This is a genomic window from Tianweitania aestuarii (genome assembly GCF_018457165.1).
GTDB lineage: Bacteria > Pseudomonadota > Alphaproteobacteria > Rhizobiales > Rhizobiaceae > Tianweitania > Tianweitania aestuarii.
Map to the genome: position 1 here is coordinate 313,143 of NZ_JAFMNX010000001.1, position 24,820 is coordinate 337,962.

The 24,820-nt window shown below is 62.2% G+C and carries 20 protein-coding genes and 1 tRNA gene; 12 read left to right on the forward strand and 9 right to left on the reverse strand.

The features are described 5' to 3' along the window. Positions 1-250 precede the first annotated feature (250 nt). Complete coding sequence (locus tag JYU29_RS01560) at positions 251-1,747, forward strand: ATP-binding protein (RefSeq protein ID WP_431192820.1); 1,497 nt, start codon at positions 251-253, stop codon at positions 1,745-1,747. 22 nt (positions 1,748-1,769) lie between these two features. Here JYU29_RS01560 and JYU29_RS01565 read toward each other — a convergent pair whose 3' ends face one another. From JYU29_RS01565 to JYU29_RS01575, 3 genes are all read right to left on the reverse strand, one after another. After that, positions 1,770-2,231, reverse strand: a complete 462-nt coding sequence (locus JYU29_RS01565; protein WP_347879828.1) for an NUDIX hydrolase — start codon at positions 2,229-2,231, stop codon at positions 1,770-1,772. Between the two features lie 71 nt (positions 2,232-2,302). Beyond that, positions 2,303-3,307 carry an inorganic phosphate transporter gene (locus tag JYU29_RS01570; RefSeq protein WP_213983027.1) on the reverse strand — a complete coding sequence of 335 codons (1,005 nt, stop codon included), beginning with the start codon at positions 3,305-3,307 and terminating at the stop codon, positions 2,303-2,305. Next, on the reverse strand, positions 3,308-3,949 hold the full coding sequence (locus tag JYU29_RS01575; RefSeq protein ID WP_213983028.1) for a DUF47 domain-containing protein: 642 nt from the start codon (positions 3,947-3,949) through the stop codon (positions 3,308-3,310). Between the two features lie 241 nt (positions 3,950-4,190). Between JYU29_RS01575 and JYU29_RS01580 the strand changes: the two genes are divergently transcribed. From JYU29_RS01580 to JYU29_RS01595, 4 genes are all read left to right on the forward strand, one after another. Further along, positions 4,191-4,709, forward strand: coding sequence for a DUF3597 domain-containing protein (locus JYU29_RS01580; protein WP_213983029.1), 519 nt, complete (start codon positions 4,191-4,193; stop codon positions 4,707-4,709). A gap of 245 nt (positions 4,710-4,954) precedes the next feature. Beyond that, complete coding sequence (locus JYU29_RS01585) at positions 4,955-8,092, forward strand: autotransporter outer membrane beta-barrel domain-containing protein (protein WP_213983030.1); 3,138 nt, start codon at positions 4,955-4,957, stop codon at positions 8,090-8,092. Positions 8,093-8,208: 116 nt separating this feature from the next. Then, the gene (locus tag JYU29_RS01590; RefSeq protein ID WP_213983031.1) at positions 8,209-9,180 is read left to right on the forward strand and encodes an ABC transporter substrate-binding protein; all 972 of its coding nucleotides are present in this window, start codon (positions 8,209-8,211) and stop codon (positions 9,178-9,180) included. Positions 9,181-9,336: 156 nt separating this feature from the next. Beyond that, positions 9,337-10,938, forward strand: coding sequence for an ABC transporter permease (locus JYU29_RS01595; RefSeq protein ID WP_213984197.1), 1,602 nt, complete (start codon positions 9,337-9,339; stop codon positions 10,936-10,938). Position 10,939: 1 nt separating this feature from the next. On the opposite strand, the gene JYU29_RS01600 is transcribed toward JYU29_RS01595, so the two are convergent. From JYU29_RS01600 to JYU29_RS01610, 3 genes are all read right to left on the reverse strand, one after another. Beyond that, a complete protein-coding gene (locus JYU29_RS01600; RefSeq protein ID WP_213983032.1) occupies positions 10,940-11,989 on the reverse strand; it encodes an ABC transporter ATP-binding protein in 1,050 nt (349 codons plus the stop codon). A 171-nt stretch (positions 11,990-12,160) separates the two neighbouring features. Continuing rightward, a complete protein-coding gene (locus JYU29_RS01605; RefSeq protein ID WP_213983033.1) occupies positions 12,161-12,403 on the reverse strand; it encodes an Atu4866 domain-containing protein in 243 nt (80 codons plus the stop codon). A 12-nt stretch (positions 12,404-12,415) separates the two neighbouring features. After that, complete coding sequence (locus JYU29_RS01610; protein WP_213983034.1) at positions 12,416-13,156, reverse strand: SDR family oxidoreductase; 741 nt, start codon at positions 13,154-13,156, stop codon at positions 12,416-12,418. A 94-nt stretch (positions 13,157-13,250) separates the two neighbouring features. On the opposite strand from JYU29_RS01610, the gene JYU29_RS01615 reads away from it, so the two are divergent. Together JYU29_RS01615 and bla are read left to right on the forward strand one after the other, a co-directional pair. Continuing rightward, positions 13,251-14,141 (forward strand): LysR family transcriptional regulator, encoded by an 891-nt coding sequence (locus JYU29_RS01615; protein WP_213983035.1) that lies wholly within the window; start codon positions 13,251-13,253, stop codon positions 14,139-14,141. 87 nt (positions 14,142-14,228) lie between these two features. Beyond that, positions 14,229-15,095, forward strand: a complete 867-nt coding sequence (gene bla / locus JYU29_RS01620) for a class A beta-lactamase (RefSeq protein ID WP_250157135.1) — start codon at positions 14,229-14,231, stop codon at positions 15,093-15,095. 28 nt (positions 15,096-15,123) lie between these two features. Here the strand turns inward: bla and JYU29_RS01625 are convergent, their stop codons facing one another. Further along, a complete protein-coding gene (locus JYU29_RS01625; protein WP_213983036.1) occupies positions 15,124-16,635 on the reverse strand; it encodes a helicase HerA domain-containing protein in 1,512 nt (503 codons plus the stop codon). Positions 16,636-16,854: 219 nt separating this feature from the next. Next, positions 16,855-16,931: transfer RNA gene (locus tag JYU29_RS01630), tRNA-Arg, on the reverse strand. A 528-nt stretch (positions 16,932-17,459) separates the two neighbouring features. Here JYU29_RS01630 and JYU29_RS01635 point away from each other — a divergent pair. From JYU29_RS01635 to JYU29_RS01645, 3 genes are all read left to right on the forward strand, one after another. Continuing rightward, a complete protein-coding gene (locus tag JYU29_RS01635; protein ID WP_213983037.1) occupies positions 17,460-19,439 on the forward strand; it encodes a glycosyltransferase family 2 protein in 1,980 nt (659 codons plus the stop codon). 78 nt (positions 19,440-19,517) lie between these two features. Then, positions 19,518-19,973 carry a DUF2231 domain-containing protein gene (locus JYU29_RS01640; RefSeq protein ID WP_213983038.1) on the forward strand — a complete coding sequence of 152 codons (456 nt, stop codon included), beginning with the start codon at positions 19,518-19,520 and terminating at the stop codon, positions 19,971-19,973. Beyond that, positions 19,966-21,585 (forward strand): PQQ-dependent sugar dehydrogenase, encoded by a 1,620-nt coding sequence (locus JYU29_RS01645; protein ID WP_213983039.1) that lies wholly within the window; start codon positions 19,966-19,968, stop codon positions 21,583-21,585. The genes JYU29_RS01640 and JYU29_RS01645 overlap by 8 nt, the downstream gene beginning before the upstream one ends. Before the next feature lie 48 nt (positions 21,586-21,633). Here the strand turns inward: JYU29_RS01645 and ppk2 are convergent, their stop codons facing one another. Next, positions 21,634-22,536 (reverse strand): polyphosphate kinase 2, encoded by a 903-nt coding sequence (gene ppk2, locus JYU29_RS01650; RefSeq protein WP_213983040.1) that lies wholly within the window; start codon positions 22,534-22,536, stop codon positions 21,634-21,636. A 109-nt stretch (positions 22,537-22,645) separates the two neighbouring features. Between ppk2 and JYU29_RS01655 the strand changes: the two genes are divergently transcribed. Together JYU29_RS01655 and phoU are read left to right on the forward strand one after the other, a co-directional pair. Beyond that, positions 22,646-23,926: an ATP-binding protein gene (locus tag JYU29_RS01655; RefSeq protein WP_347879829.1), complete on the forward strand. Its 1,281-nt coding sequence runs from the start codon at positions 22,646-22,648 to the stop codon at positions 23,924-23,926. Positions 23,927-24,026: 100 nt separating this feature from the next. Next, the gene (gene phoU, locus JYU29_RS01660) at positions 24,027-24,752 is read left to right on the forward strand and encodes a phosphate signaling complex protein PhoU (protein ID WP_213983041.1); all 726 of its coding nucleotides are present in this window, start codon (positions 24,027-24,029) and stop codon (positions 24,750-24,752) included. The last annotated feature ends 68 nt before the right edge of the window (positions 24,753-24,820 follow it).

The following is a 24,820-nucleotide window of genomic DNA, read 5'->3' on the forward strand; positions in this document are numbered from 1 at the left end:
TGCGCGCCTTCTAGGGAAGGCCTCCCGTTAAGTCAATCCGCCCGCAGCCTTCGCGGGCATTTGCACAAGCGGTTTTGCAGGCGCTCTGTGGTAGTTTCGGTGGCATGCGAAATTGGCAAATGCGCGGCACTCGCCTATTTTGTTTCTTGAACGCGCAAGCCTGCTTGGTGTCTATCCGCCTGGCGGAGCGGACCTGTCGGCCTGGAGCGCTGCCGCAGGCACCAATCGTCGCGCTGGGAAAGGGATCTTGATGGCGGATGTCGCCGCCGACACCGGGATGGTTGATGCCGCCGGCGCCGCTGCCGCCGAGCGCATTCCTTTTCTGCGTCGTTTGTCGACCAAGCTCCTCGTTCTGACGATCCTGTTCGTGATGACGGCCGAAGTGCTGATCTTCCCGCCCACCATCGCCAGTTTCCGCATGCAATGGTTCGAGCAGCGCTTGAGCACGGCCGCCGCCGTCAGCCTGGTTCTTCTGCGCGCCGATCCCGGCCCGCTGGAAGATGCTGCGCAGGAAGACGTGCTTCGCTCCGTAGGCGCGATCGCCATTGCCGTTCGCGAAGAAGGCGAGTCGCAACTTCTTCTGGCCTCCGAAATGCCGACCACGGTGGATGAGCATGTCGACCTCGATACGCTGGGTCCCGTGGCTGCGATCAGCCGGGCCTTCGACACGCTGCTCTTCGGCGGCAACCGCGTTTTGCGCGTTTATGGCCATGTCGGTGAAAGCGAAAAGCAGTTCGAGCTGATCATCCGCGACAAGGATCTGCGGCGCGCGATGCTGGTTTACGCGCGCAACATCGTTCTCCTGTCCTTGCTGATCTCGGTGTTCACCGCCGGTCTCGTGTTCTTCACCATCCTGCAGATGATGGTGCATCCCATTCGCCGCATGCGCAATTCGATGCGCGACTTTGCCGACCAGCCCGACAATCCCGGTCGCATCATCCAGCCACGTGAGCGCGACGACGAGCTGGGATCGGCCGAACGCGGATTGTCGGCCATGCAAAGCCAGTTGCAGCGCCAGCTCGGCGAGCAAAAGCATCTGGCCGATCTTGGCCTCGCCGTGTCGAAGATCAATCACGACATGCGCAACATCCTGGCATCCGCGCAGCTGATGTCGGATCGTCTTCGCGGCGTGGATGATCCAGCCGTGCAGGCCTTTGCGCCCAAGCTGGTGCGCACGCTGGACCGCGCGGTGTCTTATTCCGAGGATGTGCTGGCCTATGGCCGCGCCCAGGAAGCCGCGCCGACCCGTCGCCTCGTTCGCCTGCACCAGCTGGTGGAAGATGTCAGCGAATTGCTCGGCATCGAGCCGGATGGTCAGCTCGACTTCATCAATGCCGTCGACCCCGCCTTTGAAGTCGATGCGGATGCCGATCAGCTGTTTCGCATCCTCAACAATCTTTGCCGCAATGCCGTGCAGGCCATGGCGGCCGATGCGTCGGCGGCGGTTGTTTCACGGCTGACGGTTTCGGCCGAGCGTATCGGGACCGTGTCGCGCATCATCGTTGCGGACACAGGACCCGGCCTTCCGGAAAAAGCACGGCAGAACCTGTTCGCCGCTTTCCGCGGGTCTGCACGCAGTGGCGGCACAGGCCTCGGCCTCGCCATTGCGCAGGAACTGGCGCGCGCCCATGGCGGCGCGATCGAACTGGTGGAAAGCCTGAGCGGGCGCACCGTGTTCGCCATCAGCATTCCCGACCAGCCGGTGCGGCTGCACGATGTGCGCGCGGCCCTGCGCAACAGCGGCTAGGCCCACGGTTCATAAGGGGAGATCAGGCCGCTTGGCCGGCCAGCTGCTCTTCGAACAAGGCGATCAAGCTGATCAGATGCGGCTCGTCCACCAGCATGCGCGCTTGTTGCGGCGTCACCCAGGCGCGCTCGCGCTGGTCTTTCTCGCGAAACTCAGCCAGTTCCTGCGTGACGCGCAAACCATAAACGGTCACGGTCACGGGTATGAAGATGGTCTTCAAGCGTTTCCAGTAGGAATAGCTGCCATAAGGCTTATCATCGACCTTGCCGACAAGGCCGGCTTCCTGCTTGGCTTCAACAACGGCCGCTTCCCAATCGGACAGGCCTTTCATCGGCCAGCCCTTGGGAATTACGAAGCGCTTCGTTTGGCGCGACGTCAGCAGAAGCACCTGCAGATCACCGTCGCGCTTCCGATATGGAAGCACGGCCACCTGCCGGATCGTCTTGCCTTTCTTGACGAGCGCCTTGGCCCGTTTCTCTTTCATGCTCGCCATCGAATCTTAACCGGCTAAGGACTCCTTCTCGCGATCTTGTGTGTGTCTTGCAAGCGTTCATGTTAAACGATGAATGCGGTGACCGCGTAAAAAATTGCGGCAATCAGGGCGGTAACCGGAATGGTGATCACCCATGCGATCACGATGTTGCCTGCAATGCCCCAGCGCACCGCCGAAACGCGTCGCGCGGCACCGACGCCGACGATCGCGCCGGTGATCGTATGGGTGGTGGAAACGGGAATGCCGAGCCAGGTTGCCATGAAGATGGTGATCGCACCGCCGGTTTCCGCGCAAAAGCCCTGCATGGGGTTCAGCCGCGTGATCTTCGAGCCCATCGTGTGCACGATGCGCCAGCCGCCGAACAGGGTGCCCAGCGCCAGAACGCTCTGGCACGACAGAACGACCCAGAGCGGCACATAGAAAGTGTCGCCGAGCAGCCCTTGCGAATAAAGCAGCACGGCGATGATCCCCATCGTCTTTTGCGCATCATTGCCGCCATGGCCCAGCGAATAAAGTGAGGCGGAAATGAACTGAAGGATGCGGAAGGTGCGGTCCACGGCAAAGGGTGTGCTGCGCACGAACACCCAGGCGACGATCAGAACAAGCGCCAGCGCCAGAACGAAGCCGGTGGCGGGCGAAAGCACGATGGCGGCCGAGGTCTTCAACAGGCCCGACCAGACGATCGCGCCACCACCGGACTTGGCGACGCCGGCACCCACCAGGCCACCGATCAGCGCATGCGAACTGCTCGAGGGAATGCCGAGCCGCCAGGTCAAGACGTTCCACACGATCGCACCCATAAGGGCTGCAAACACCACGGTCGCATCGATCGTGTCGGCATCGATGATGCCGGTGCCGAGCGTTTCGGCCACATGCAGGCCAAAGAACAGGAAAGCGATGAAGTTGAAGGTCGCGGCCCAGAACACTGCATATTGCGGCCGCAGCACGCGGGTCGAAACGATCGTTGCGATCGAGTTGGCGGCGTCATGCAACCCGTTCAGGAAGTCGAACAGAAGCGCGACGCCGATCAGGCCGACCAGCAAGGGGAAAGCGAGTGTGGCGTCCATCTAGACGTTCTCGATGACGATGCCGCTGATCTCGTTGGCGACATCCTCGAACCGGTCCGCCACCTTTTCCAGCTGGCTGTAAATCTCGTTGCCGATAAAGAAGCGCATCGGTTCGGTGCGGCCATAGGTCTGGTAAAGGAGCTTGAGGCCACGATCCTGCAGATCGTCGGACTCGCCCTCGGCCGCCAGGATCTGTTCGGCCAGTTCATTGAGCCGCTGCGCATTGGCGCTGACATTGTTGAGGAGCGGGATGGCTTCGGCGGTGAGTTCGGCGGCCCGAACGATGGTCTTGCCCATGTCCTGCATCAGCGGCTCGAACGAGCGCTGCTCGAACAGCGTGACGGTCTTCACCGTCTTGCGCATCGTGTCGATCGCGTCATCCATGGCCTGGATGAGATCCTTGATGTCGTTGCGGTCGAACGGTGTGATGAAGCTCTTGCGGGTGGCTTCCAGCACGTCATGGGTGATGACGTCGGCTTCTTCTTCGAGCCGCATGATTTCCGCGCAGTGATGGTCGATATCGTTGCCGGACAAAAGCGCGTCGAGCGACTTGGCCCCGCCAATCAGGGTTCGCGAATGCGCCGCAAAGAGATCGAAAAAGCGATCTTCCCGGGGAAGAAGGCGTCTGTACCAGCTCAGCATCGGCATTCAGTCCTTGTGTGGTCGGCCTGTGGTTTGGCCGCCCCATGTTTTTTGCTGTCGTGTTCTGCAATGCGAGGATAGCGTCAAGCCGGAACACACCTCAAACTCATTTTCCGGCTAAATTCTTGCTTTCTGCAGGCAAAGACCTTGGTTCGCGCTGTTTGCAGCGAACCCTTTCCGTCTTGTTGCGTTCTTCTGCCGACCGATCCGCATCGGACAATGCAAGTTGAGGAAAAACGCCATGAGTGTTTTCGACAAGATCAAGAACGCAATCTGGGGATCAAAGGCTGAAGCAGCCCCCGCACCGAAGCCCGCTGCTGCTCCGGCGCCCGCCACACCATCTGCCGCACCGGCAACGCCAAGCGCCGCACCATCAGCAGGCGCTGGTTCTGCCGCCGCTACACCGGCAGCTGCCCCCGCCGCTCCAGCAGCCACGCCTGCCGCCGCTCCGAGTGCAGCACCGTCTGCCGCACCGCAGGCGGGTGGCGCATCGCAGCATGAACAGGTCGATGTCGCGGCGATCCTGGACTCGGCCGTTGCCGCCAAGGGCGAGAAGCTCGATTGGCGCCATTCGATCGTCGACATGATGAAGGCGCTCGATCTCGACAGCAGCCTGGCGAACCGCAAGGAACTCGCCAAGGAGCTGAACTACACCGGCGACACCAATGATTCCGCCACGATGAACATCTGGCTGCACAAGGCGCTGATGAAGAAGCTCGCCGACAATGGCGGCAAGGTTCCGGCCGATCTGACGGACTGATCCCGTCATAGCCAAGCGTTGAACACGCGGGCGTGGCCATCGAGGTCGCGCCCGCTTTTCGTATGGTGAAACCACGGCAAGGAAGTGTTGGCGCAAGCTTTGGCAGGTACAACCGCGTTCGATCAGGCATGCGGTGGCGCGAACTTTGATAAAGTTTTCATCACTTCCTGATTTGAGGAGGATGGCGCTGCAGGGGTGAACCTGCGTCGTGCGACATTGAGTGGAACTCTGTTCTGGGCGAAGCGATGCACAAGGTGGTTCAGCCTGCCGGTCCTGTCGACCGCCGCGTGCCTTTCCGTGCCGTTCTGCTTGCCTGCACCAGCCTTGCCGCGCTGAACGTTTCCGGCTTCAGCGCAGCACGTGCCGAACCTTTCACGATGCTGCCTTCCGACAGCCAGACAACTGCGGCCGCACCAGCCGCGATGATGCCCTTTGCCATGCAGGCCTCCGATGTATCGGTGATGGCTGCGGGCACCGAGACGATCTATCAGGGCACCGACTCTGCCGGATCGGCGTCGCTGGCGACAAGCGGCGACGACGCCGTGATCTTCCGCGACCAGGCGACCGCGTCTTCCGCAGAAATCATCAACAATGGCGGGTCCACCCGCTTCGAGGATAACAGCACCGCGGCATCGGCTGCGCTAACAGCCAACGATACGGGCGCGATCCGCTTCAATGACGCCGCCACGGCGGCCGACAGCCGGATCGTCGTGAATGGCGGCGGTTCGCTCGGCTTCGCAGATCAGGCCACCGCGGGCGACGCTTTCGTGACCACCAATGATGCCGTGCGCTTCGATAACCAGTCCACGGCCGGCAATGCGCAGATCACCGTTAATCAAAGCGGCACCGTGACGTTTGCAGACCAGGCTGACGGTGGCATCGCGCGCATCGCCAACAGTGGCGCGACCGTTTTGGAAGGCAATGCCTCGCTGGCGGGCGGGCAGATCACCAACAACGAGACGGGCAGCGTCACCTTCCGCGACCAGGCAAGCGCCGGCACGACAGCCTTTATCGGCAACTCCGGTTCGGTGCGCTTTGAAGACGCAAGCACGCTCGGCACGGGCTCGCTGACCAACAACACGGCCGGTTCGATCGCCTTTACCGGGACCTCCACGGCTGCGGACGGCTTCATTTCCAACAGCGGCGCGCTGTCTTTCGCGGATGCGAGTTCGGCAGGCACGTCGGAAATCGTCGGCAATGCCAGTGGTGCGATCAGCTTTGCCGGCAACAGCACGGCCGCGCAGGCGGTAATCGCCAGCGCAGGTAATGTCAGCTTTTCCGATCAAGCAACGGCAGGGGCGGCGTCGATCACGATCGGCGATGGCGCAACCGTCGCTTTCTCGGACGCGACATCCGGCGGAACGGCGATTGTGCAGCTCGACGACGGCGCGACGCTCGACATCCGCAATGCGCAAAATACGATCGGCCTCAACCAGCTGACGGGCGCGGGCGATGCAAGGCTCGGCGCCAACACGCTGGCGCTGGGCGACGCCACGCCGCTCACCAATTTCGACGGTACGATCACCGATGACGGTGCCGGCGGTGGATTGATCAAGCGCGGCACCGGAACGCTCAACCTGTCCGTCACCAGTGCCTATCGCGGTGCGACCCTCGTGCAGGACGGCACGCTTGAAGCCGGCCGCGAAAACGCCTTTGCCGCGCAATCCGCCTTTACGGTCGAAGCACCGGCAACACTGGCCTTGGCAGATTTCGACCAGACGATAGGCTCGCTGGCAGGTGCCGGCACGGTTGATCTCGTGAATGCCGTTCTGACCACCGGCGGCAATGATGGCTCGACCACCTTCTCCGGTGTTCTGTCCGGCACTGGTGGCGTGGTGAAGGATGGCACGGGCATCTTCACCCTGTCCGGCATCAACTCCTATTCCGGCGAAACGCTGGTGCGCGCCGGCCGCTTGACCGTTGATGGCAGCATCGCGGCGTCCGACGTCACCGTGGACGCCGGTGCCAGCCTGTCCGGTCTTGGCACGGTTGGATCCGCCGAGGTGGCCGGTACGCTGGTGGCGCAGGCTGCCGGGCCGTTCACGGTTGCCGGCGATTTGACGCTCGATCCCGGCGCGATCTTTGCCGTGGAACTGGATGGCGCGCGCGCAGGCCTCGTGAATGTCGGCGGCGATGTTTTCGTCAATGGCGAGCTGCAGCTCACCAACGAGAACCGCGCAGCCGCCGGGGATTACCGTTTTCTTGCAGCAGGCGGCACGATCAGCGGCAGCTTCGACACGATCACGGCCAGCTTCGCTTTTCTTGATCCAAGCGTGCTGTATGGCGCGTCCGATCTCACCTTGCGCCTCGAACGCAATGCGATCGCCTTCCCCGATGTGGCGCGAACCCGCAACCAGCGCGCGACCGCCCGGGCGATTGAGGCCGGCGGTGTCGGCAATGGGCTCTACGATGCCACCGTGGCGTTGACGGAAACGGAGGCGCTCACCGCGTTTGATCTCCTGTCGGGCGAAGCGCATGCGCAGGTGCTGGACACAATTGCCGGCATTCAGCGCAACAGCCGCTGGGCGGTGCGCAGCCATCTGGCACAGGCCGACGGACCGGGCCTATGGGGCGAAAGCGGGTATAGCCGCGATGAGGTTTCGGGCGATGGCAATGCTGCGGACGCACGCTCGCGCGGTCCCTGGCTGACGGCCGGCGTGGATTTCCAACCTGTCGAAGATGTCCGATTGGGTGTCGCCGGGCATTACAACAGTACCGACTTCGACAATCGCGCCCGCGTCAGTTCCGCTGACATTACCAGCATCGGCATCACCGCTTATGGCGACTGGCGGCACGGCCCCTGGCGCTTGTCGGGCGGTGCCGATTACACCAACCACGACATCGACCTGAAACGCTTCACGGCGGTTGGCGACCTGTCAGGCACGGCTCGCAGCGACACTTCCAGCTGGACGGGCGGCGCCTTTGGCGAGCTCGCTTACACGGCAGAGCTCGGCGGCGTTGATGTGGAGCCCTTTGTCGGGGTGTCCTGGACAACGGCGCAGGGCGGCAGCTTTGCCGAAACCGGCGCCGGTGCCGCCAACCTGGTTTCCGGTGGCTCGGATATCGATCGGACCGATACCGATATCGGCCTACGCATCAGCCGCGCCTGGCAGATGAACAGCGATCTGGTGGTCAAGCCCAGCCTTTATGCCGCCTACAGCCGGCGCTTGAGCGGCGATGCGCCATTCAGCACGCATGCCTATGCGGCCGGCATGCCGTTCACGGTTTACGGGAGCGACAGCAACGAAAATGCCGGAACGGTGGAAGCCCGTCTCGATCTCGCCTTCCGCCAGCAGGTCGATGCCGCCGTGTTTTATCGCGGCAGCTTTTCGGGCGATGACCAGCTGCATACGGTCGGTGGTGCGCTCAAGATCGGCTTTTAGCCGACAGACTAATCGTTCCCATCTGTCATGAAATCGTGTTGAAGCGGCGGTAGGAGAACCTATCCGGCTTCTGTATGGTCAAGCCGCCATTGCCACCGATGACATGGATATTACCGATGCGTCTGCTTCTCGCCACTGCCTTTCTCGCCGCCGCAGCGCTGCCCGCCTTTGCCGCAGACGGCAAGCTCGTGCTGTATACAAGCCAGCCGAACACGGATGCACAGGAAACGGTTGATGCCTTCAAGGCCGCCAATCCCGGCGTCGAGGTTGAATGGGTGCGCGACGGCACGCCGAAGATCATGGCCAAGCTGCGCGCCGAAATCGAAGCCGGTCAGCCGCAGCCCGATCTGCTCTTGATCGCCGATGTCGTTACGATGGAAGGCTTGAAAGAGGAGGGCCGCTTGATGGCCTATCCGCAAGCCAAGACCGACGGTATCGATGCGTCCCTGATCGACGGGGACAAAACCTATTTTTCCACCAAGCTGATCACCACCGGCATCGTTTACAACACCAACGCGCCGATGAAGCCGACCAGTTGGGAAGACCTGACCAAGCCGGAAGCCAAGGGGCAGGTCGTGATGCCGAGCCCGCTGACCTCGGGTGCGGCCATGATCCACACCGTCACGCTCACCGGCAATCTCGCCGAGGGCTGGGACTTCTATTCCGCTCTGGCTGAAAACGGCGCACAGGCGGCCGGCGGCAATGGCGACGTCTTGAAGTCGGTTGCGGGCGGCGACAAGCTCTACGGCATGATCGTCGACTACATGCCGATCCGCGAAAAGGCCAAGGGCGCACCGGTGGAGTTCGTGTTCCCGAGCGAAGGCGTGTCGGCTGTGACCGAGCCGGTTGCGATCCTGTCCACCGCCAAGAACCCCGATGCCGCCAAGGCCTTTGTTGATTTCATGCTGTCGGAAGACGGCCAGAAGCTTGCCGTTAGCCAGGGCTATATCCCGGCGCGTGCCGATGCCGGTTTGCCGGATGGTTATCCGGATCGCGCTTCCATCAAGGTGTTGAATTACGACGCCGCTGCCGCCCTCAAGGACGACATGGCGAACAAGGAAAAGTTCAGCGACGTGATGAGCCAGTAAAGCGGAATCGCGGCTCTGTCACAGGCGTCTTCCCCCGTTGAAACGGGCGCTGTTTCATCGCAGCGCCCCTCCGGCTTTTCTGCATGGTCGCGGCTGGGCGGCTGGGCGCCGGTGGTGCTCGTGCTGCTTGTTGTCGGCGTTCTCAGCATCCTGCCAATGGCGCGGCTTGTTGTGGCAGCCATCGCGCCCGGTGGTGAGCTCGACCTTACCGCCTTCTGGGAGCGCCTGACCAAGACGGCGACGCAGCGCGCCTTGTGGCGCACGCTGGACACGGCCTTTTTCGGTGCCGTTGCCGCCATGGTGATCGGCGCGCCGTTTGCGGTGGCCATTGCGCTGACCGACATTCCCGGGCGCAAGATCCTCGGCTTCCTGCTTCTCCTGCCCTTGATGATCGCGCCGCAGGTGACGGCTTTGTCGTGGCTGCATCTGTTCGGCCCGTCTTCGACGCTGCTCGGCATGTTGGGTCTGGCGCCGGAACCGGGCACGCAGAATCCGATCTTGGGCCGCAACGGCATCATTCTCCTTTACGGCGTGCAGCATGCACCGATCGTGTTCGTGACGCTGCGCGCGGGTCTCTCCCGCATTCCCGGCGACCTGGTTGAAGCGGGACAGGCATCCGGTGCGGCGCAAGGGCGCGTGCTGATGACGATCGTCTTGCCCCTTATGCGGCCTTATCTGCTGGCGGCGGCAGCGCTCGCCTTTGTGTCGGGCGTTGGAAATTTCGGCATTCCGGCGCTGCTTGGCATGCCCGTGAACTACCTGACCTTGCCCACCTTGATCTACCGACAGATGGCGAGCTTCGGGCCCGGCGTCCTGCCGCAGATGGCAAGCCTGTCCGTGCTGATCGCTGGACTTGCCTTGGCTGGCGTCGCCCTGCAGGCGCTGGCCTCGCGCCATCGCGCGGCTCGCTATGCCGGCGGCAAGCCAGCGCGGTTCGCGCTCGGCCGATGGCGGGTTGCCGCGGCAGTCTTTGCCTGGCTGGTGATCGCGGCCATTCTCGTTTTGCCGATGCTGGCGCTGATCACCACCGCGCTCGTTCCCGCTTTCGGCGTGCCGCTGACGGCGGAAACTGCGACGCTCGCCAATTTCGCGGAAGTGCTGACGCGGCAGGCTTCCACCATGCGGGCTTTTCGCAATTCGGTTCTCCTGTCGGGTGCTGCCGCTTTCTTGCTGGCGCTCGGCGTCATCCCGGTTGCGCTGGTGATGGAGCGGTTCAGTCGCGGCAAACAGCGTGTTCTGCAAGGCGCGATCGACCTGCCTTATGCCGTGCCTGGCATCGTACTGGCGATTGCCTGCATTCTGCTTTTCCTGCGCCCGCTGCCCTTGATCGGCAGCTTGTATGCGACGGCCGCCATCATCCTCATCGCCTATCTCATGCGCTTCTTCACCTTGGCGCTAAAGCCCGTCACCACCGCCGTTGCCCAGATCCCCGCCGATCTCACCGAAGCTGCAGCCAGTGCGGGTGCGGGATCGCTGCGAAGGCTGATCACCATCGTCGTGCCGCTGGTGGCACCGGCGGCCGTTGCCGGCGCGCTGCTCGTGTTCATGAGCGCCTTCAACGAGCTGACGGTGTCGGCCCTGTTATGGTCGAGCGGCAATGAAACGCTGGGTGTGGTGCTGTTCAGCCTGGAAGAAGCGGGTCTGGGTACGCATGCGGCGGCGGTTGCGGTCGCCAGCATCGTGATGGTGGTGGCGATGCTCGTTGCGCTGGACCGGTTCGCTAGGCGTCTGCCGGCCGGCGTTCTGCCCTGGCGCTGATCTAGAGGCGTGCCGCCGGGATGATCCAGGCGTCCTGAACCGCGATCTTCACGACCGTTCCCGGTGCGATCGCCGTGCGGTGATCCACCGTGACCTCGCCGCCATCCTTGGCAAGCTTGATCCTGAGTTCATGAACAGGGCCGCGATAGGTCGAGGCGAGAACGGTGCCCGGCACGCCATCATCGGCAAGCGCCAGTCCTTCGGGCCGCAGCAGAACATTCACGGCCCCTTCCGGCACGCCGCTCGAACGGGCAACGATCGTGTGCCCGCCGATTTGAACACGGCTTTGGGTCTGGTCGCTATCCCAGGCAAAGGTCGGCACGATCGCGCCACGGCCGACAAAGCGCGCCACGGCGACATCGGAAGGCTGGTGGTAGACGTCGGTGGGTGCCGCAAACTGCAGCACGCGGCCTTTGTCCAGCACCGCGACGCGATCCGCCATGGCGAGCGCTTCCGCCTGATCATGCGTGACATAAACAATGGTTGCGCCGGTGCGCTGATGAATGTCGCGAAACACGTCCACCATCGTTGCGCGCAGATGCATGTCGAGATTGGCGAGCGGCTCGTCGAACAGGATGATGCCGGAATTGGCGATCAAGCAGCGTGCCAGCGCCACGCGCTGTCGCTGACCGCCCGAAAGCTCATCGATGCGCCGGCTTTGGAACCCGCCGAGGCCGACGATGTCGAGCACCTCGGCCACCCGCGTCTTGATCGTGTCGCGCGGCGCACGTTGGGTTTGCAGGGGATAAGCGACGTTGCCTGCCACATCCATATGCGGCCACAGCGCATAGGACTGAAACACGATGCCGATGCCGCGCTGTTCCGGCGGCACCATCGTCTTGGCGTCGGCGATCACCTTCCCATCGAAGGAGATGGAGCCCTCATCCGGTGCTTCGAACCCGGCGATCAGCCGCAGCAAGGTCGTCTTGCCGCAACCGGACGGACCGAGCAGGGCCGTAAACGAGCCGGGCGCCAGCGCCATCGAAACATGATCAACCGCCCGGGTCGTTCCAAAGATGCGCGTCAGGCCATCGAGGCGAAGTGTCGTCAAAACGGATCCATCCGGCTGAAAGAAAGGTGCAGCTATGACCGCCGCGTTTGACGGTCACATGACAGGAGGCGATGCCGCAGCGTTGCGGCGGCATCGGTCGCGTCCTGCACTTAATCTTGGCAGAGACGGTTGTCGACGTTGGACACACTGCGCTCATGCCAGCCAGGCTGCTTATCGCTGTCGGCGCAGAACCATGCCGGCGTGGTGGAGGGTGTTCATATCAACGAAGTCGCCATCGGCCGTGAAGCCGGTGTCGTCCCAATAGTCGATATGCGTGCCGCGAACTTCGTAACGGCCCTGATATACGCTATGGCGCGAGCCGCGTGCTTCGTCGTAGCGATTGTCTGCAAGGAGTTCGTGGCGAATATGACCGTCCGCCGTGACCCACATGCCGACATAAGGATGATGAGACATTGCTCGCCTCCATCAATGCGGCGAGCGCGTCGGGCGTACGACGATCTCGCTGACGTCAACATCTTCCGGTTGTTCCAGGACAAAGCGAACAGTGCGGCCGATCGCGTCGGGGGTCAGCGCCACGGAACGAAAGGTTTTCATGGCGTCTGCGGCTACGGGATCGGTGATGGTGTCGGCCAATTCGCTTTCAACCACGCCCGGATGAATGCAGGTGACGCGAAGATCAGGTGATTCCTGTCGCAGCCCGTCCGAAATGGCGCGCACCGCAAATTTGGTGGCGCAATAAACCGCTGCAGTCGGCGACACGGTCAGCGCGCCGACCGATGCGATATTGATGATGTGGCCCGAGCGCCGTGCGGTCATCTCCGGCAAAACGGCGGCAATGCCGTAAAGGACGCCCTTGATGTTTACATCAACCATGCGGTCCCATTCCTCCACTTTGAGCGAAGCCATGAGGGAAAGCGGCATGATGCCCGCATTGTTGATGATGGCGTCGATTGGACCGAACGCATCCCGCGCCGCCGCGGCAAAGGCTTCAACGTCTGCGCGGCTGGTGACATCGAGCCGGTGAGTGAGAACCTTTGCACCGGTGGCGCGCAACTCTTCGGCCAAGGCTTCTAGCCGATCTGTGCGGCGTGCGCCGAGAACGAGCGTTGCGCCTGCAGCCGCCAACTCCCTTGCGATGCCCGCGCCGATGCCGCTCGAAGCACCTGTGATGAGGACTGTTTTGTTTGAAAGAACCGAGTTGGTCATGATGATCTCCTGTTGGTGAGCACAGGAGGTAGACCAAACAGGGTGGTGCAACTATTTGCCGGATCGTGACGTCACTGGTAACATGTGCTTACCAATGAACATCGATCTTGCAGGCATAACCACCTTTCTTGCCGTGGCTGAAGCTGGCAGCCTCACCGCTGCCGCCAAACGACTTGGCGTGTCGCGCCCGGCCGTCAGTCAATCCCTGCGTCGCCTTGAAGATCGGCTTGGCATAACGTTGGTTCAGCGCACCACGCGAAGCGGCAGCCTGACCGAAGCGGGCGCAGAACTCTACGAGCGTCTGACGCCGGCGATCGCCGATGTCACGCTGGCGCTGGACGATGCCCGAGATAATCTGAAGCGGCCGAACGGGCTTCTGCGCCTTGCCGTGTCGTCGATCGCCGAGCGCTTCCTCTCAGGTCCGCTGCTGGCTGACTTCGTAGAAGCTTATCCGGACATTCAGGTCGACGTAACGGTGACGGACGAGGAGTTCGATATCGTGGCGCGCGGCTTCGATGCCGGCGTGCGGCTGGGCGAGGTGCTTGAACAGGACATGATCGCCATTCCGGTTTCAGCCGATCAGCGCCATGTCGTAGTCGCCGCGCCGTCTTACCTTCAACACCATGGCACCCCCGTGCATCCGCGTGATCTCGCGGATCATCGTTGCATCGGGTGGCGGCCGCAGCCGGACATTGCACCCTATCGCTGGGAGTTCACGGAAAATGGGCGCGACTTCGATGTTACGGTTGCGCCTACGATCACCACCAACGACATGGGGCTGATGCTGCGCACTGCCCGCGCCGGTGGCGGCCTGACCTTCGGCGTCGAAGAAACCTTCCGGCCTCATCTTCAGAGCGGCGAGCTCGTCGCCATTATGGAAGAGTTCTGCCCGCCCTTTCCGGGCTTCTTTCTGTATTTTCCGCAACGCCGCAATCTCGCACCCAAACTGCGCGCGCTGGTGGATCACATGCGCTTCCGGGGATGAGGAGGAGCGGCCCCGCTGCTGACATAATGAACGGGAAAGGCGGTTGGCGGGGCCGGTGGGGATCGTCGGCTGGAATGGAGAGAGTGCATGAACCGTTTAGCTTCACTCGTTTGCGCAGCCATGATGGCGCTGTCGTTCAACACCGCCGCGCAGGCTGCCGACGATGCGGTGGTGAGCAAGGCGCGTGAGATCGAGGGGCGCTTGCAGGCGCGGGTCGGTGTGGCGATCGTCGACACAGGAAGCGGAAAGAGCTGGAGTTACAAGGCTGACGAGCGGTTCCCGATGGCGAGCACGTTCAAGGTGCTTGCTTGCGGTGCTTTGCTGCAGAAGGCGGACAAAGGCGAACTGAAGCTGCGTGATACGGTCACTATCAAAAAGGCCGATATGGTGCCTTATGCGCCGGTGACGGAAAAGCTGATCGGCGCAAAGATCAGCCTCGGCGATTTGTGTGCCGCGACCATGCGCACCAGCGACAATGTCGCGGCCAACAAGGTGCTGGAGGCTATCGGCGGTCCTGAAGCCGTTACGGCCTTTCTGCGGGACACGAATGATCAAATTACGCGGCTTGATCGCAATGAGCCGGAGCTGAACGAGGGCAAACCGGGTGACGAGAAGGATACGACCACGCCGGCCGCCATGGCCGACACCTTGCGCAAGCTGGTTCTGGGCGACGCGCTGTCTTCGGGGTCGCGCAAGCAGCTGACCACCTGGCTGGTCGAGAACGAAGTCGGTGGACCGCTCTTGCGCGCCGGCCTGCCGAAAAGCTGGCGCATCGGTGACCGCACTGGAGCGGGCGGTTATGGCACGCGCGGTGTGGTGGCGGTGATCTGGCCGCCAAAGCATGAGCCGATCGTGGCGGCTATCTACATCACGCAAACGAAGGCCACGATGGACGAGCGCAACGCAGCCATTGCCGAACTTGGCAAAGTGATCGCGTCAGCCATCGCCGAGTAAAATTTGCGGCTGGAGGGGTTAGGGAAGCCTACTCCGCCGCATCGCGCTGAACGTCGTCCGGCGCGTCGGGATGGCCCGGTGCCGTCTCGCAGTCGAGATCGGGGAAAGCGAGCACGCGGCGGTTGTGGAAATCGGTGCGCACCACCAGCAAGCCGCGCTCCTCGAAATAGCTCAGCAAGCGTCGTGCCCGTCGCGCCGAATGGGTGCCATAGGCGCGGGCAAGGGTGGCGTCGGACGGGGAGGGGTCCTTGTTGACGGCTGCGCGCGCGATCATCAGGAACACGCCCTGCAGATCGTCGGGCAGTCCTTCCGACAAGGTCAGCGCCGTTGCCCAGGCTTCACCGCCCGAACGTTCATCGACGCCAGCGCGTGCCACCGCAAGCCGCCGGCGGAAGCCCGACAGCGGCAAGGGTTCGCCGGGGACGCGGCGGATGCGGCAGCGCACAAGGAAATCCTGGTACAGAACCGCATCGGAGCGGAAGGCGGCGTCCGGGTCTTCGATGATTTCGCGCAGCACTGTTTCGAGGCCTGCTTCGCGTTCGGCCTCGTCGATAATCGCGAACACCGGCTCGGCAACCGGTTCCGGCGCAGGCTTCGGCCGCGACAGCTGCGCCAGAAGGTCGGCGGTGGGGATCGGCTTCGGGGGCTGTTTGCGCAGGATCGGGCTGGCTTCATCTGGCCCGGGCGTAAAGATCAGATCGCTCGCATCTTCCGGCGCTTCCGGCAGCGGCGTCAGCTTCGGGCTGGAGGAGCGTGCCGAGGTTTCCACGGCGCCGATGGTGATCGGCAGCGGGCGGCGCGACAAAGCCGGTCCGAGCGCGATGAAATTGCCGCGCGCCAGATCGCGGAACTGCTCGGCCTGACGACGATCCATGCCCAGAAGATCGGCGGCACGCGCCATGTCGATATCGAGAAAGGTGCGGCCCATCAGGAAGTTCGAGGCTTCCGCCGCAACGTTCTTGGCGAGCTTGGCCAGACGCTGGGTGGCAATAACGCCGGCGAGACCACGCTTGCGGCCGCGGCACATCAGGTTGGTCATGGCGCCGAGTGAAAGCTTGCGCGCTTCGTCGGACACCTCGCCGCCAACGGCCGGTGCGAACAGCTGCGCTTCGTCCACCACAACAAGTACGGGATACCAGTGATCGCGCTCGGCATCGAACATGCCGCCGAGAAAGGCAGCTGCGGCACGCATCTGCTGGTCGACATCGAGGCCTTCCAGATTGAGCACCACGGAAACGCGGTGTTCACGCACGCGGCCGGCAATGCGGGTCAGTTCGGCTTCGGTGCGCGCGGCATCCACGACCTGATGGCCGAATCGCTCCGCCAGCGTCACGAAGTCTCCTTCGGGATCGATGATGCACTGCTGCACCCAGGGCGCGCTTTGTTCCAGCAAACGGCGCAGAAGATGCGACTTGCCGGAGCCGGAATTGCCCTGCACCAGCAGGCGCGTCGCCAGCAGTTCTTCGAGATCCAGTTCGGCAACGGGCCCACGAGCCGCAGAACCGCGAACCGCAGATCCCAAATCGATGTTGACCTTCATCCAGCGCCCTTTCCGAGACCGGTCTTTTAGCACCGCGAGCCGACAAGGCGAAAGCTCGCTGCGGGATTCCCACAGGCACGATGGCGCAGGGGGATGCTGACCTGTTGACGGGAGGATCTGCATACCCGGTGTGCAGCGCCGTTCAAGCGACGCAGGGATCCTGCATCAGACCAAAGCGTCAGATGATTCCTGAAGTCAGCGATGTGAACGAGAAGAAAGTGGCGCGCCCGAAGAGATTCGAACTCCTGACCCCCAGATTCGTAGTCTGGTGCTCTATCCAGCTGAGCTACGGGCGCGCATCAGGCAAAGCTGCCTGCCGACGAAGGAGATCGCTCCGTCGTCGTTGGGCGCTAACTAGCCACTTGCTGGAGGAAAGGCAAGCGCTTCCTCGACGATTTTGTCATGAATTTGCAATGCTGCAGCGATGATCCACAACCAGCTGCAATCAACGTGCGGCATGAGGGATCAAAGCGCCTGGTTGGATGCATCTTGGTGAAACGGCGCCGCCTTTTAAGTGGACAGTGCGTGTGCTCGGTGGATGTCAGCAAGCTGATCAGGCACCAGGCCGAAAGGCCATAAGGCAAGTCGCATCTTCTTTTCGCAGGACGATTGCGCATTCGTCGCGATCAACTACAATCGGGATGGGGATTGTAAGTTGTGCGGCGTTGTGGGGAAGTTGCGTTCATGGATTACGCAGCGGGGAGTGCGATCCGGTCGAGATCGAAAAAGCATACCATTGTCGGGATGCTTTTGACGGCAAGGGATAGTCTTTCGGCTTACTCTGATTTGGGCCGGCGTTGTCTTTGCCGATTGAGCGTGCTCTCATGAGCGCCGTCGAGAAGATCCGAGAGCCGGACCTGAACGACAATAGCCCGCAGCGGCAGCCGCAAGCGCTGGAGCATCGGGGTTCACGGCTCGATCCGTTCGAGGAAGCCTGCGAGTGGCTGCCGATCTTGCATCGCCTGGGCATCCAGGTGGATCGTCTCGTGCCGATCGCCACCCGGGCGCGTGCCAACAAGACATCGTTTCACGTCGAGTTTCTTGCGGCCGATCTGTGCTCTGAAGACCAGCTTTACCGCGCGATCGCCGATGATCTGCAGCTGACCTTTTTGCCTGCCGTCGAACCCGCGCGGCTGGCTGTTCGCGATAACGACAGTTTCAGGCTTCTCGGCTCGTCCTTCGCTACCAGGCAGGCGCGGCCGATCCTTTATGTCGAGCCGGACCGTGCGCCCACGCAGCTTGTTGGCGCAGTCGTGCTTGATCTTCGCGGGTTGCGCCGGATGCTGCGGGAACATCCCGAGCGCGCAGGCCGCATGGCCGTGGCGGCACCTTCCGTGTTGCGCCGGGCGCTGATTGCGCGCAACGAACCGCGCCTGACCACACGCGCCTGCGATGCGCTTGCAAACAACGTGCCCGATTGCTCCGCTAACATCGTCGCAACCGTGAGCCAGGGCTTTGCCATCGGCGCAGTGCTTGTGTCTCTGCCGCTTGGATTTGTGCTGTGGCCAAGCGCAACGATGCTCGCTCTGCATCTCGTGTTCTCGCTTTTCTTCCTCGGCTGCGTGACCTTGCGCATGCTGGCTGCGCGTCACGCCGAGCCGCCTTACCTCGCCAAGCTGCCGCCCGTCATACCCGCCGAACTGCCGACCTATACGATCATGATCGCGCTTTATCGTGAGGCCGTGGTCGTGCCTGAGTTGCTGGCGTCGCTCGGGCGGATCGTCTGGCCGCGCGCAAAGCTCGAAATCAAGCTTGTGTGCGAAGCCGATGATGCGGAAACGCTCGCAGCTCTTCGCGCGCATACCTTACGGCCCTGGGTGGAGGTCATCGAAGTGCCCGCGCAAGGGCCGCGGACCAAGCCGAAGGCGCTGACCTATGCATTGCCGCTGACCTCTGGTGCGTTGGTGGCGATCTATGATGCCGAGGACAAACCGCATCCGTTACAGCTGCTCGAAGCCTGGCAGACCTTCCGCGATGCTCCGCCGGAGCTTGCCTGCCTGCAAGCGCCGCTCGTGATGACCAATGCGGGCGAAGGCATGATCCAGCGGCTGTTTGCTTTCGAATATGCTGCCTTGTTTCGCGGGCTGCTGCCCTGGCTGTCGAGCAAGGGGCTTGTTCTGCCGCTTGGCGGCACGTCGAATCATTTCCGCCGCGATGCGCTGGAAGCGGTGGGTGCCTGGGATCCGTTCAACGTCACGGAAGATGCTGATCTCGGCTTGCGGCTGACGCGCTTCGGCTATCGCTGCGGCACCATCACCTATCCAACCTTCGAAGAAGCGCCGCATCGGCTGGGTGACTGGGTGCCGCAGCGCACCCGCTGGTTCAAGGGCTGGCTGCAAACCTGGCTCGTTCATATGCGCAATCCCTTGCAGCTGCGCCGTGAGATCGGCACCGCTTCCTTTCTGATCGTGCAGGTTCTTTTCGCGGGCATGGTGATTTCGGCCTTGGCGCATCCGCTGATGCTGGTCACGCTGGTTGGCATCGTCCTGGAGATGCTTGATCCAGCCACGCCGCAGGCGCATTCGGCTTTGTTTGCGATCGATGCGGTGAACATCGCCTGTGGCTACGCGGCTTTCCTCGTTCTCGGCGCGGCCACGCTGGTGAAGCGTGAACGCAAGAGCTTGTGGAAGACGGTGCTGGCTACGCCGGTGTACTGGATGATGATCTCCTACGCCGCCTGGCGCGCGGCCTGGCATCTCTATTCCAAACCATTTCATTGGGAGAAAACACCCCATCGCATAAGTGGCAGCCGCTGGGTGAAACGCGTGCGGCAGCTCCGCGAGCAGGGATCCGTAGAAGCTTAATTCTCGATGTGATGGAACAAGTCGAGCTGGCGTTTGTATCGTTACGTCATTCCGCTTTCATCCGATTGAGGTTCTCCAATGGATACGACCCATCCCACAGCGGTTGCGTTGGCGGTTGAGCGGCCTTTCTACACCGCCTTCTCGCAGTTTCCCGCTGTTTGCTTCACGCTCACGCTTCTGACGGATATCGCTTACTACCTGTCGGCCAATCTGTTGTGGCAGAACTTTTCCTCATGGCTGCTCTTTGCCGGACTTGTGTTCGGCGGCTTTGCATTGGTCGTGGCGATCATAGAATTCCTGGCACGTTCGGGCTTGGCTTTGCTTCGACCCACATGGCCGGTGATCGTCGGTTATCTTGTTGTGCTGCTGTTGGCCCTGTTGAACAGCTTCATCCACGCGGGCGACGGATGGACCGCCGTTGTGCCCTACGGTCTCGCAACATCCGCGGTGACCTTTGTCGTGATGCTGGTCGTGGCCGGCATGAACCGGTCGATGAAAACCCGCCGCCTCGTGGGAGTGAACCATCATGCATAATCGTTCCGCATTCGGGCGCCGCAGCGCGCTCATGGGCAGCGCCTTGGGTCTTCTCCTTCTTGCCGGTTGCAGCGACAACGGCGGCGATTTCGATACGACGCAGCAGATCGGCCCCGATCCTATGCTGCCTGAGCCAAGCTCCTCGCTTCTGCCCGACCTGAAGGTAGCCAGCGTGATTGGCTGGGACGAGGGTGCCACGCCGAAGGTGCCGAACGGCCTCACCATCACCGCTTATGCCAAGGACCTTGCCAATCCGCGCACAGTCCACACGCTGCCCAACGGCGATGTCCTGGTTATTCAGGGGCGCGGGCCGGGGGTGGAACCCTTGTCGCGGCCCAAGGACATGATCCGCGGCTGGATCATGTCGATCGCGCATGGCGGCGGCGGTGGCGAGCAGAAGGAAAGCAACCTCATCACGCTGCTGCGCGACACCAATCGCGATGGGCAGGTGGACGAACGCAGCGATCTCCTGAAAGGCCTCAACTCACCATTTGGCGTGGCCTTTGCAGATAACACGCTTTACGTGGCCACCACGGATGCAATCCTGGCTTATCCCTATGAGCTTGGCCAAACGGAGATCACCGCTGAGCCCAAGCTGCTGACGGCGCTGCCCGGTGGCCCGATCGACCATCACTGGACGAAGGATCTGGCGCTCAGCCCCGATGGCCGCATGCTTTATGCCTCTGTTGGCTCGAACTCCAACATCGTGGAAAACGGTCTCGAGGCCGAAAAAGGCCGCGCGGCGATCTGGCAGGTCGACCGTCAGACGGGCGCCGCACGCGTTTACGCGTCTGGCCTGCGCAACCCCAACGGCCTGGCCTTCAATCCGCAGTCGGGCGCCTTGTGGACCGTCGTGAACGAACGTGATGAGCTCGGACCCAACCTTGTGCCGGATTACATGACGTCGGTGCAGGACGGCGCATTTTATGGCTGGCCATGGAGCTATTATGGCGGCCATGTCGATGAACGTGTGTATCCGCAGCGGCCCGACATGATCGAAAAGGCCATTGCGCCGGATTATGCGCTGTCGAGCCACGTGGCAGCACTCGGCCTGACCTTTTCCATGAACTCGGCCATGCCGGCCGCCTTTGCCAGTGGCGCCTTTATTGGTGAACATGGCAGCTGGAACCGCAGCGCCTTCAACGGCTACAAGGTGGTTTACGTGCCCTTCGTGGATGGTGCTCCGGTGGGCAAGGCGCAGGACTTCGTCACAGGCTTCATTGAAGGCGATGAGGCGCATGGCCGTCCGGTTGGCGTCGGCATCGACGGGACTGGAGCGCTTCTGGTGGCCGATGATGCCGGCAACACAGTCTGGCGCGTTGCGGCCGCCGATGGATCGGTCTCGCCCCAGCCGATCGGCACCGACCAGATGCCCGGCGGCAATGCGACCGCCAGTACGGCATTGCCTGCCGATAACAGAACGCTGCCGAATGCCGGAACACGCGGCGATGCGCCTTCGCAAGACGGTGGCGCATCACCCTCTACCGACGAACAGCTGACTGGGCAGGAGCCTAGCCCGTCGTCGCAGCAAGGACAGTCTGGAACGGCGTCACCATCCCAGACCCAGATTGCGCCGGCCGTGCTGCCGGGTGCGACAGGGCAGCAGAACTAGCTGGCGAAAGCTGAAGCCGAGGTCAGGACCGTTCGCCCGGTTCTGACCTCACGGCGTCAGAAGCTTCGGCCCTTCGCCGACGATCTTCTTGTCCGGCTCGCCGATCGCATCGAGGTCGCGGCCGGTGTAAGGGATCGCCAGGAGCACATGGCGGATCGCTTCAATACGGGCGCGGCGCTTGTCGTTGGAGCGCACCACGACCCAGGGCGCGTGTTTGGTATGCGTGGCCTCGAACATCTCGTTGCGCGCGCGGGTGTAGGCATCCCAGCGGCTCAGGCCGGCAATGTCGATCGGTGAGAACTTCCAGCTTTTCAGGATGCTGTGACGCCGGTCGTGAAAACGCTTGAGCTGCGTTTCCTGGCCGATATCGAGCCAGATCTTGAAGAAGTGGATGCCGTCATTGACGATCATCTGCTCCAGCAAAGGCGCTTCGTGAAGAAAGCGCTCGTGCTCTTCTTCGGTACAAAAGCCCATCACGCGCTCCACGCCGGCCCGGTTATACCAGGAGCGGTCAAAGGTCACGAATTCGCTGTGGCTTGGAAACTGCTGGATGTAGCGCTGGAAATACCATTGCCCGCGTTCGGTTTCTGTCGGCTTGGGAAGCGCGACGTTGCGGGCCGTGCGGGGATTGAGGTTCTCGCGAAAGGCATGGATCGTGCCGCCCTTGCCGGCCGCATCGCGCCCTTCAAACACGATCATCACGCGCTTGCCGGTTGTCGCCAACCAGTCCTGCAAGCGTACCAATTCAACCTGAAGCTTGTCGAACTCTTCCTTGAAGGCCTTCTTCTTCATGGCCTTGTCGTACGGATAGTCGCCTGCGCTGAGTTCGTTGTCCTTGATCCAATCGGCCAGATCCGGCTCATCGATATCGAACAAACGGGTCGTGCCATCGATATCGAGCGTCACCGCCGCGGTATCGGGAAAATTTGCCGGCGCTATTTTTTCGCTCATCCCGTTCTCCTGCAATCAGCCTGTCATGATATCTGATGCAATGGAGATAGTTCCTGAGCCGGTTTTGGAAACAGGACTTGGCGCAACGGCAAAAAGAGGAGGGTGCATCGTGGCAGCCGAAGGGCTTGAAAGGCGGCAGGACCGACCTTCGCATCTGTCGATGCTGGCCATCCTCATCGTCGCCTTGCTGGCCATTGCAGTCCTGTGCGCGCTGCAGCCGGTGCTGTTGTGGCCGGGGCTCGGCTTTGCATTGGCGCTGATCGTGGTAGCTCTGGTGACATCCGGCCGGGCTGCCGAGCGCATCGCCTTGCCCGATAGCGGCCCCTGGTCGAGACAGGATGTTCAAACGCCGCCGAGCTTTTCGCAGCTCGATCTTGCGCGCGCCGTCGCTGATCCCCTGATCGTCTTCGATCGCAACGGCGTCGTGGTTCATGCCAACCCGGCGGCCTTGTCGGCCTTTGATCCGGTGACCCCCGGGACGATGCTTCAGCTGCGCTTTCGCGCACCCGAACTGCAAAGCCTTGTTGAGCATGCGCTCAACGGCACCGATGATCGCGAGCCCGTTGATTATGCCGAGCGCTTTCCGGTGGAACGAATGTACCGCGTCAGCGTCGCCCGGCTCGACACGACACGCGGTCTGTTTGCGCTGATCTTTCGCGATCACAGTGAAGCGCGCCGCATCGATCGTATGCGGGCCGACTTCATCGCCAATGCCAGTCACGAGTTGCGAACTCCCCTGGCTTCCATCTCGGGCTTCATCGAAACGCTACGCGGTCCGGCTCGCAACGACGCCGCGGCGCGCGATCGCTTTCTCGGCATCATGCAGGACCAGACCGGGCGCATGGCGCGGCTGATCGACGATCTTCTGTCCTTGTCGCGCGTGGAAATGAAGCCGATGTTGAAGCCCGGTGAAACGGCCGACCTGCGTCCGATCCTTGAAGCGGTGATCGCCACCATCGGCCCTCGCGCCAAGGAAGCCGGTGTGACGATCGAAACGGATTTGGAGGAAGGCGAGGCGAAGGTTCTGGGCGACCGCGACGAGCTCTTCCAGGTGTTCGAGAACCTGCTGGAGAACGCCTGCAAATATGGTCGTTCCGGTAAGCAGGTGGATATCGGCCTGCACCGGATCACAGATGGCGGCCAGACGGGCATTGCTGCATCGGTCCGCGATCACGGGCAGGGCATTCCCGCCGAACACATTCCGCGCATCACGGAGCGTTTCTATCGGATCGATGCCGAAGCCAGCCGCAACCAGAAAGGAACGGGATTGGGCTTAGCGATCGTCAAGCACATCGTGACCCGTCACAATGCGCGCCTGCTGATCCGATCAAAGATCGGCGAAGGCACGGAATTCACCGTTTTCTTCCCCGACCAGCCTGCTATGTCCTAGGAACGGGCCGGATCGGTCCTGATATTCGTCGTTTTGTCATGCAAAACAGGTATTTCACAGGGAATCATCGGACTTCCCTCTGCATCGGACAAGAACCGCAATGGTCGCTCAGCAGCATATCGTTCGCGCCTATGACGAGGAACTGAAGTTCCTTTCGGCGCGCATTGGCGCGATGGGCGGCCATGCCGAGCGCATGGTGGAGCGCGCGGTTCAGGCGCTGGTGACCTCGGACACGGCGCTGGCACAGCGCATCATCGTTGACGACAAGATGCTGGACGACGCCCAGCGCGAGATCGACGAAAAGGCGATCATCATCATCGCCCGACGCCAGCCCCTGGCGCATGATCTGCGCGAAATCATCGGCTCGATCCGTATCTCCAGCGATCTCGAACGGATCGGCGATCTCGGCAAGAACATCGCCAAGCGTGTGGTTGCCGTCAGTGAGGCACGTCAGCCTTTGCGCGTGTTTCGCGGCATGGAAGCGCTATCCGGCCTGGCTTTGGCGCAGCTGAAGGAAGTGCTGGACATCTTTGCCAGCCGTTCGGTGGATCGCATCGCCTCCTTGCGCGACCGCGACGATCAGATCGATCAGATGTATACCTCGCTGTTTCGCGAGCTTCTGACCTACATGATGGAAGATCCGCGCAACATCGCGCCCTGCACGCATCTTCTGTTCTGTGCCAAGAATATCGAGCGCATCGGCGATCACGCCACCAATATCGCGGAAACGGTTTATTACACGGCGACCGGCCGCCAGCTTCCGGCCGAGCGCCCGAAGGACGATCTCAGTCATGACGTCATCGCGCCGATGGCCGGTTCTCAGTGAGCCCGCGACTTCGGGGCGTCTGACAGACTAGCATCAAGCGCTTCAATCGGTTACCCGCGAATAGGTCT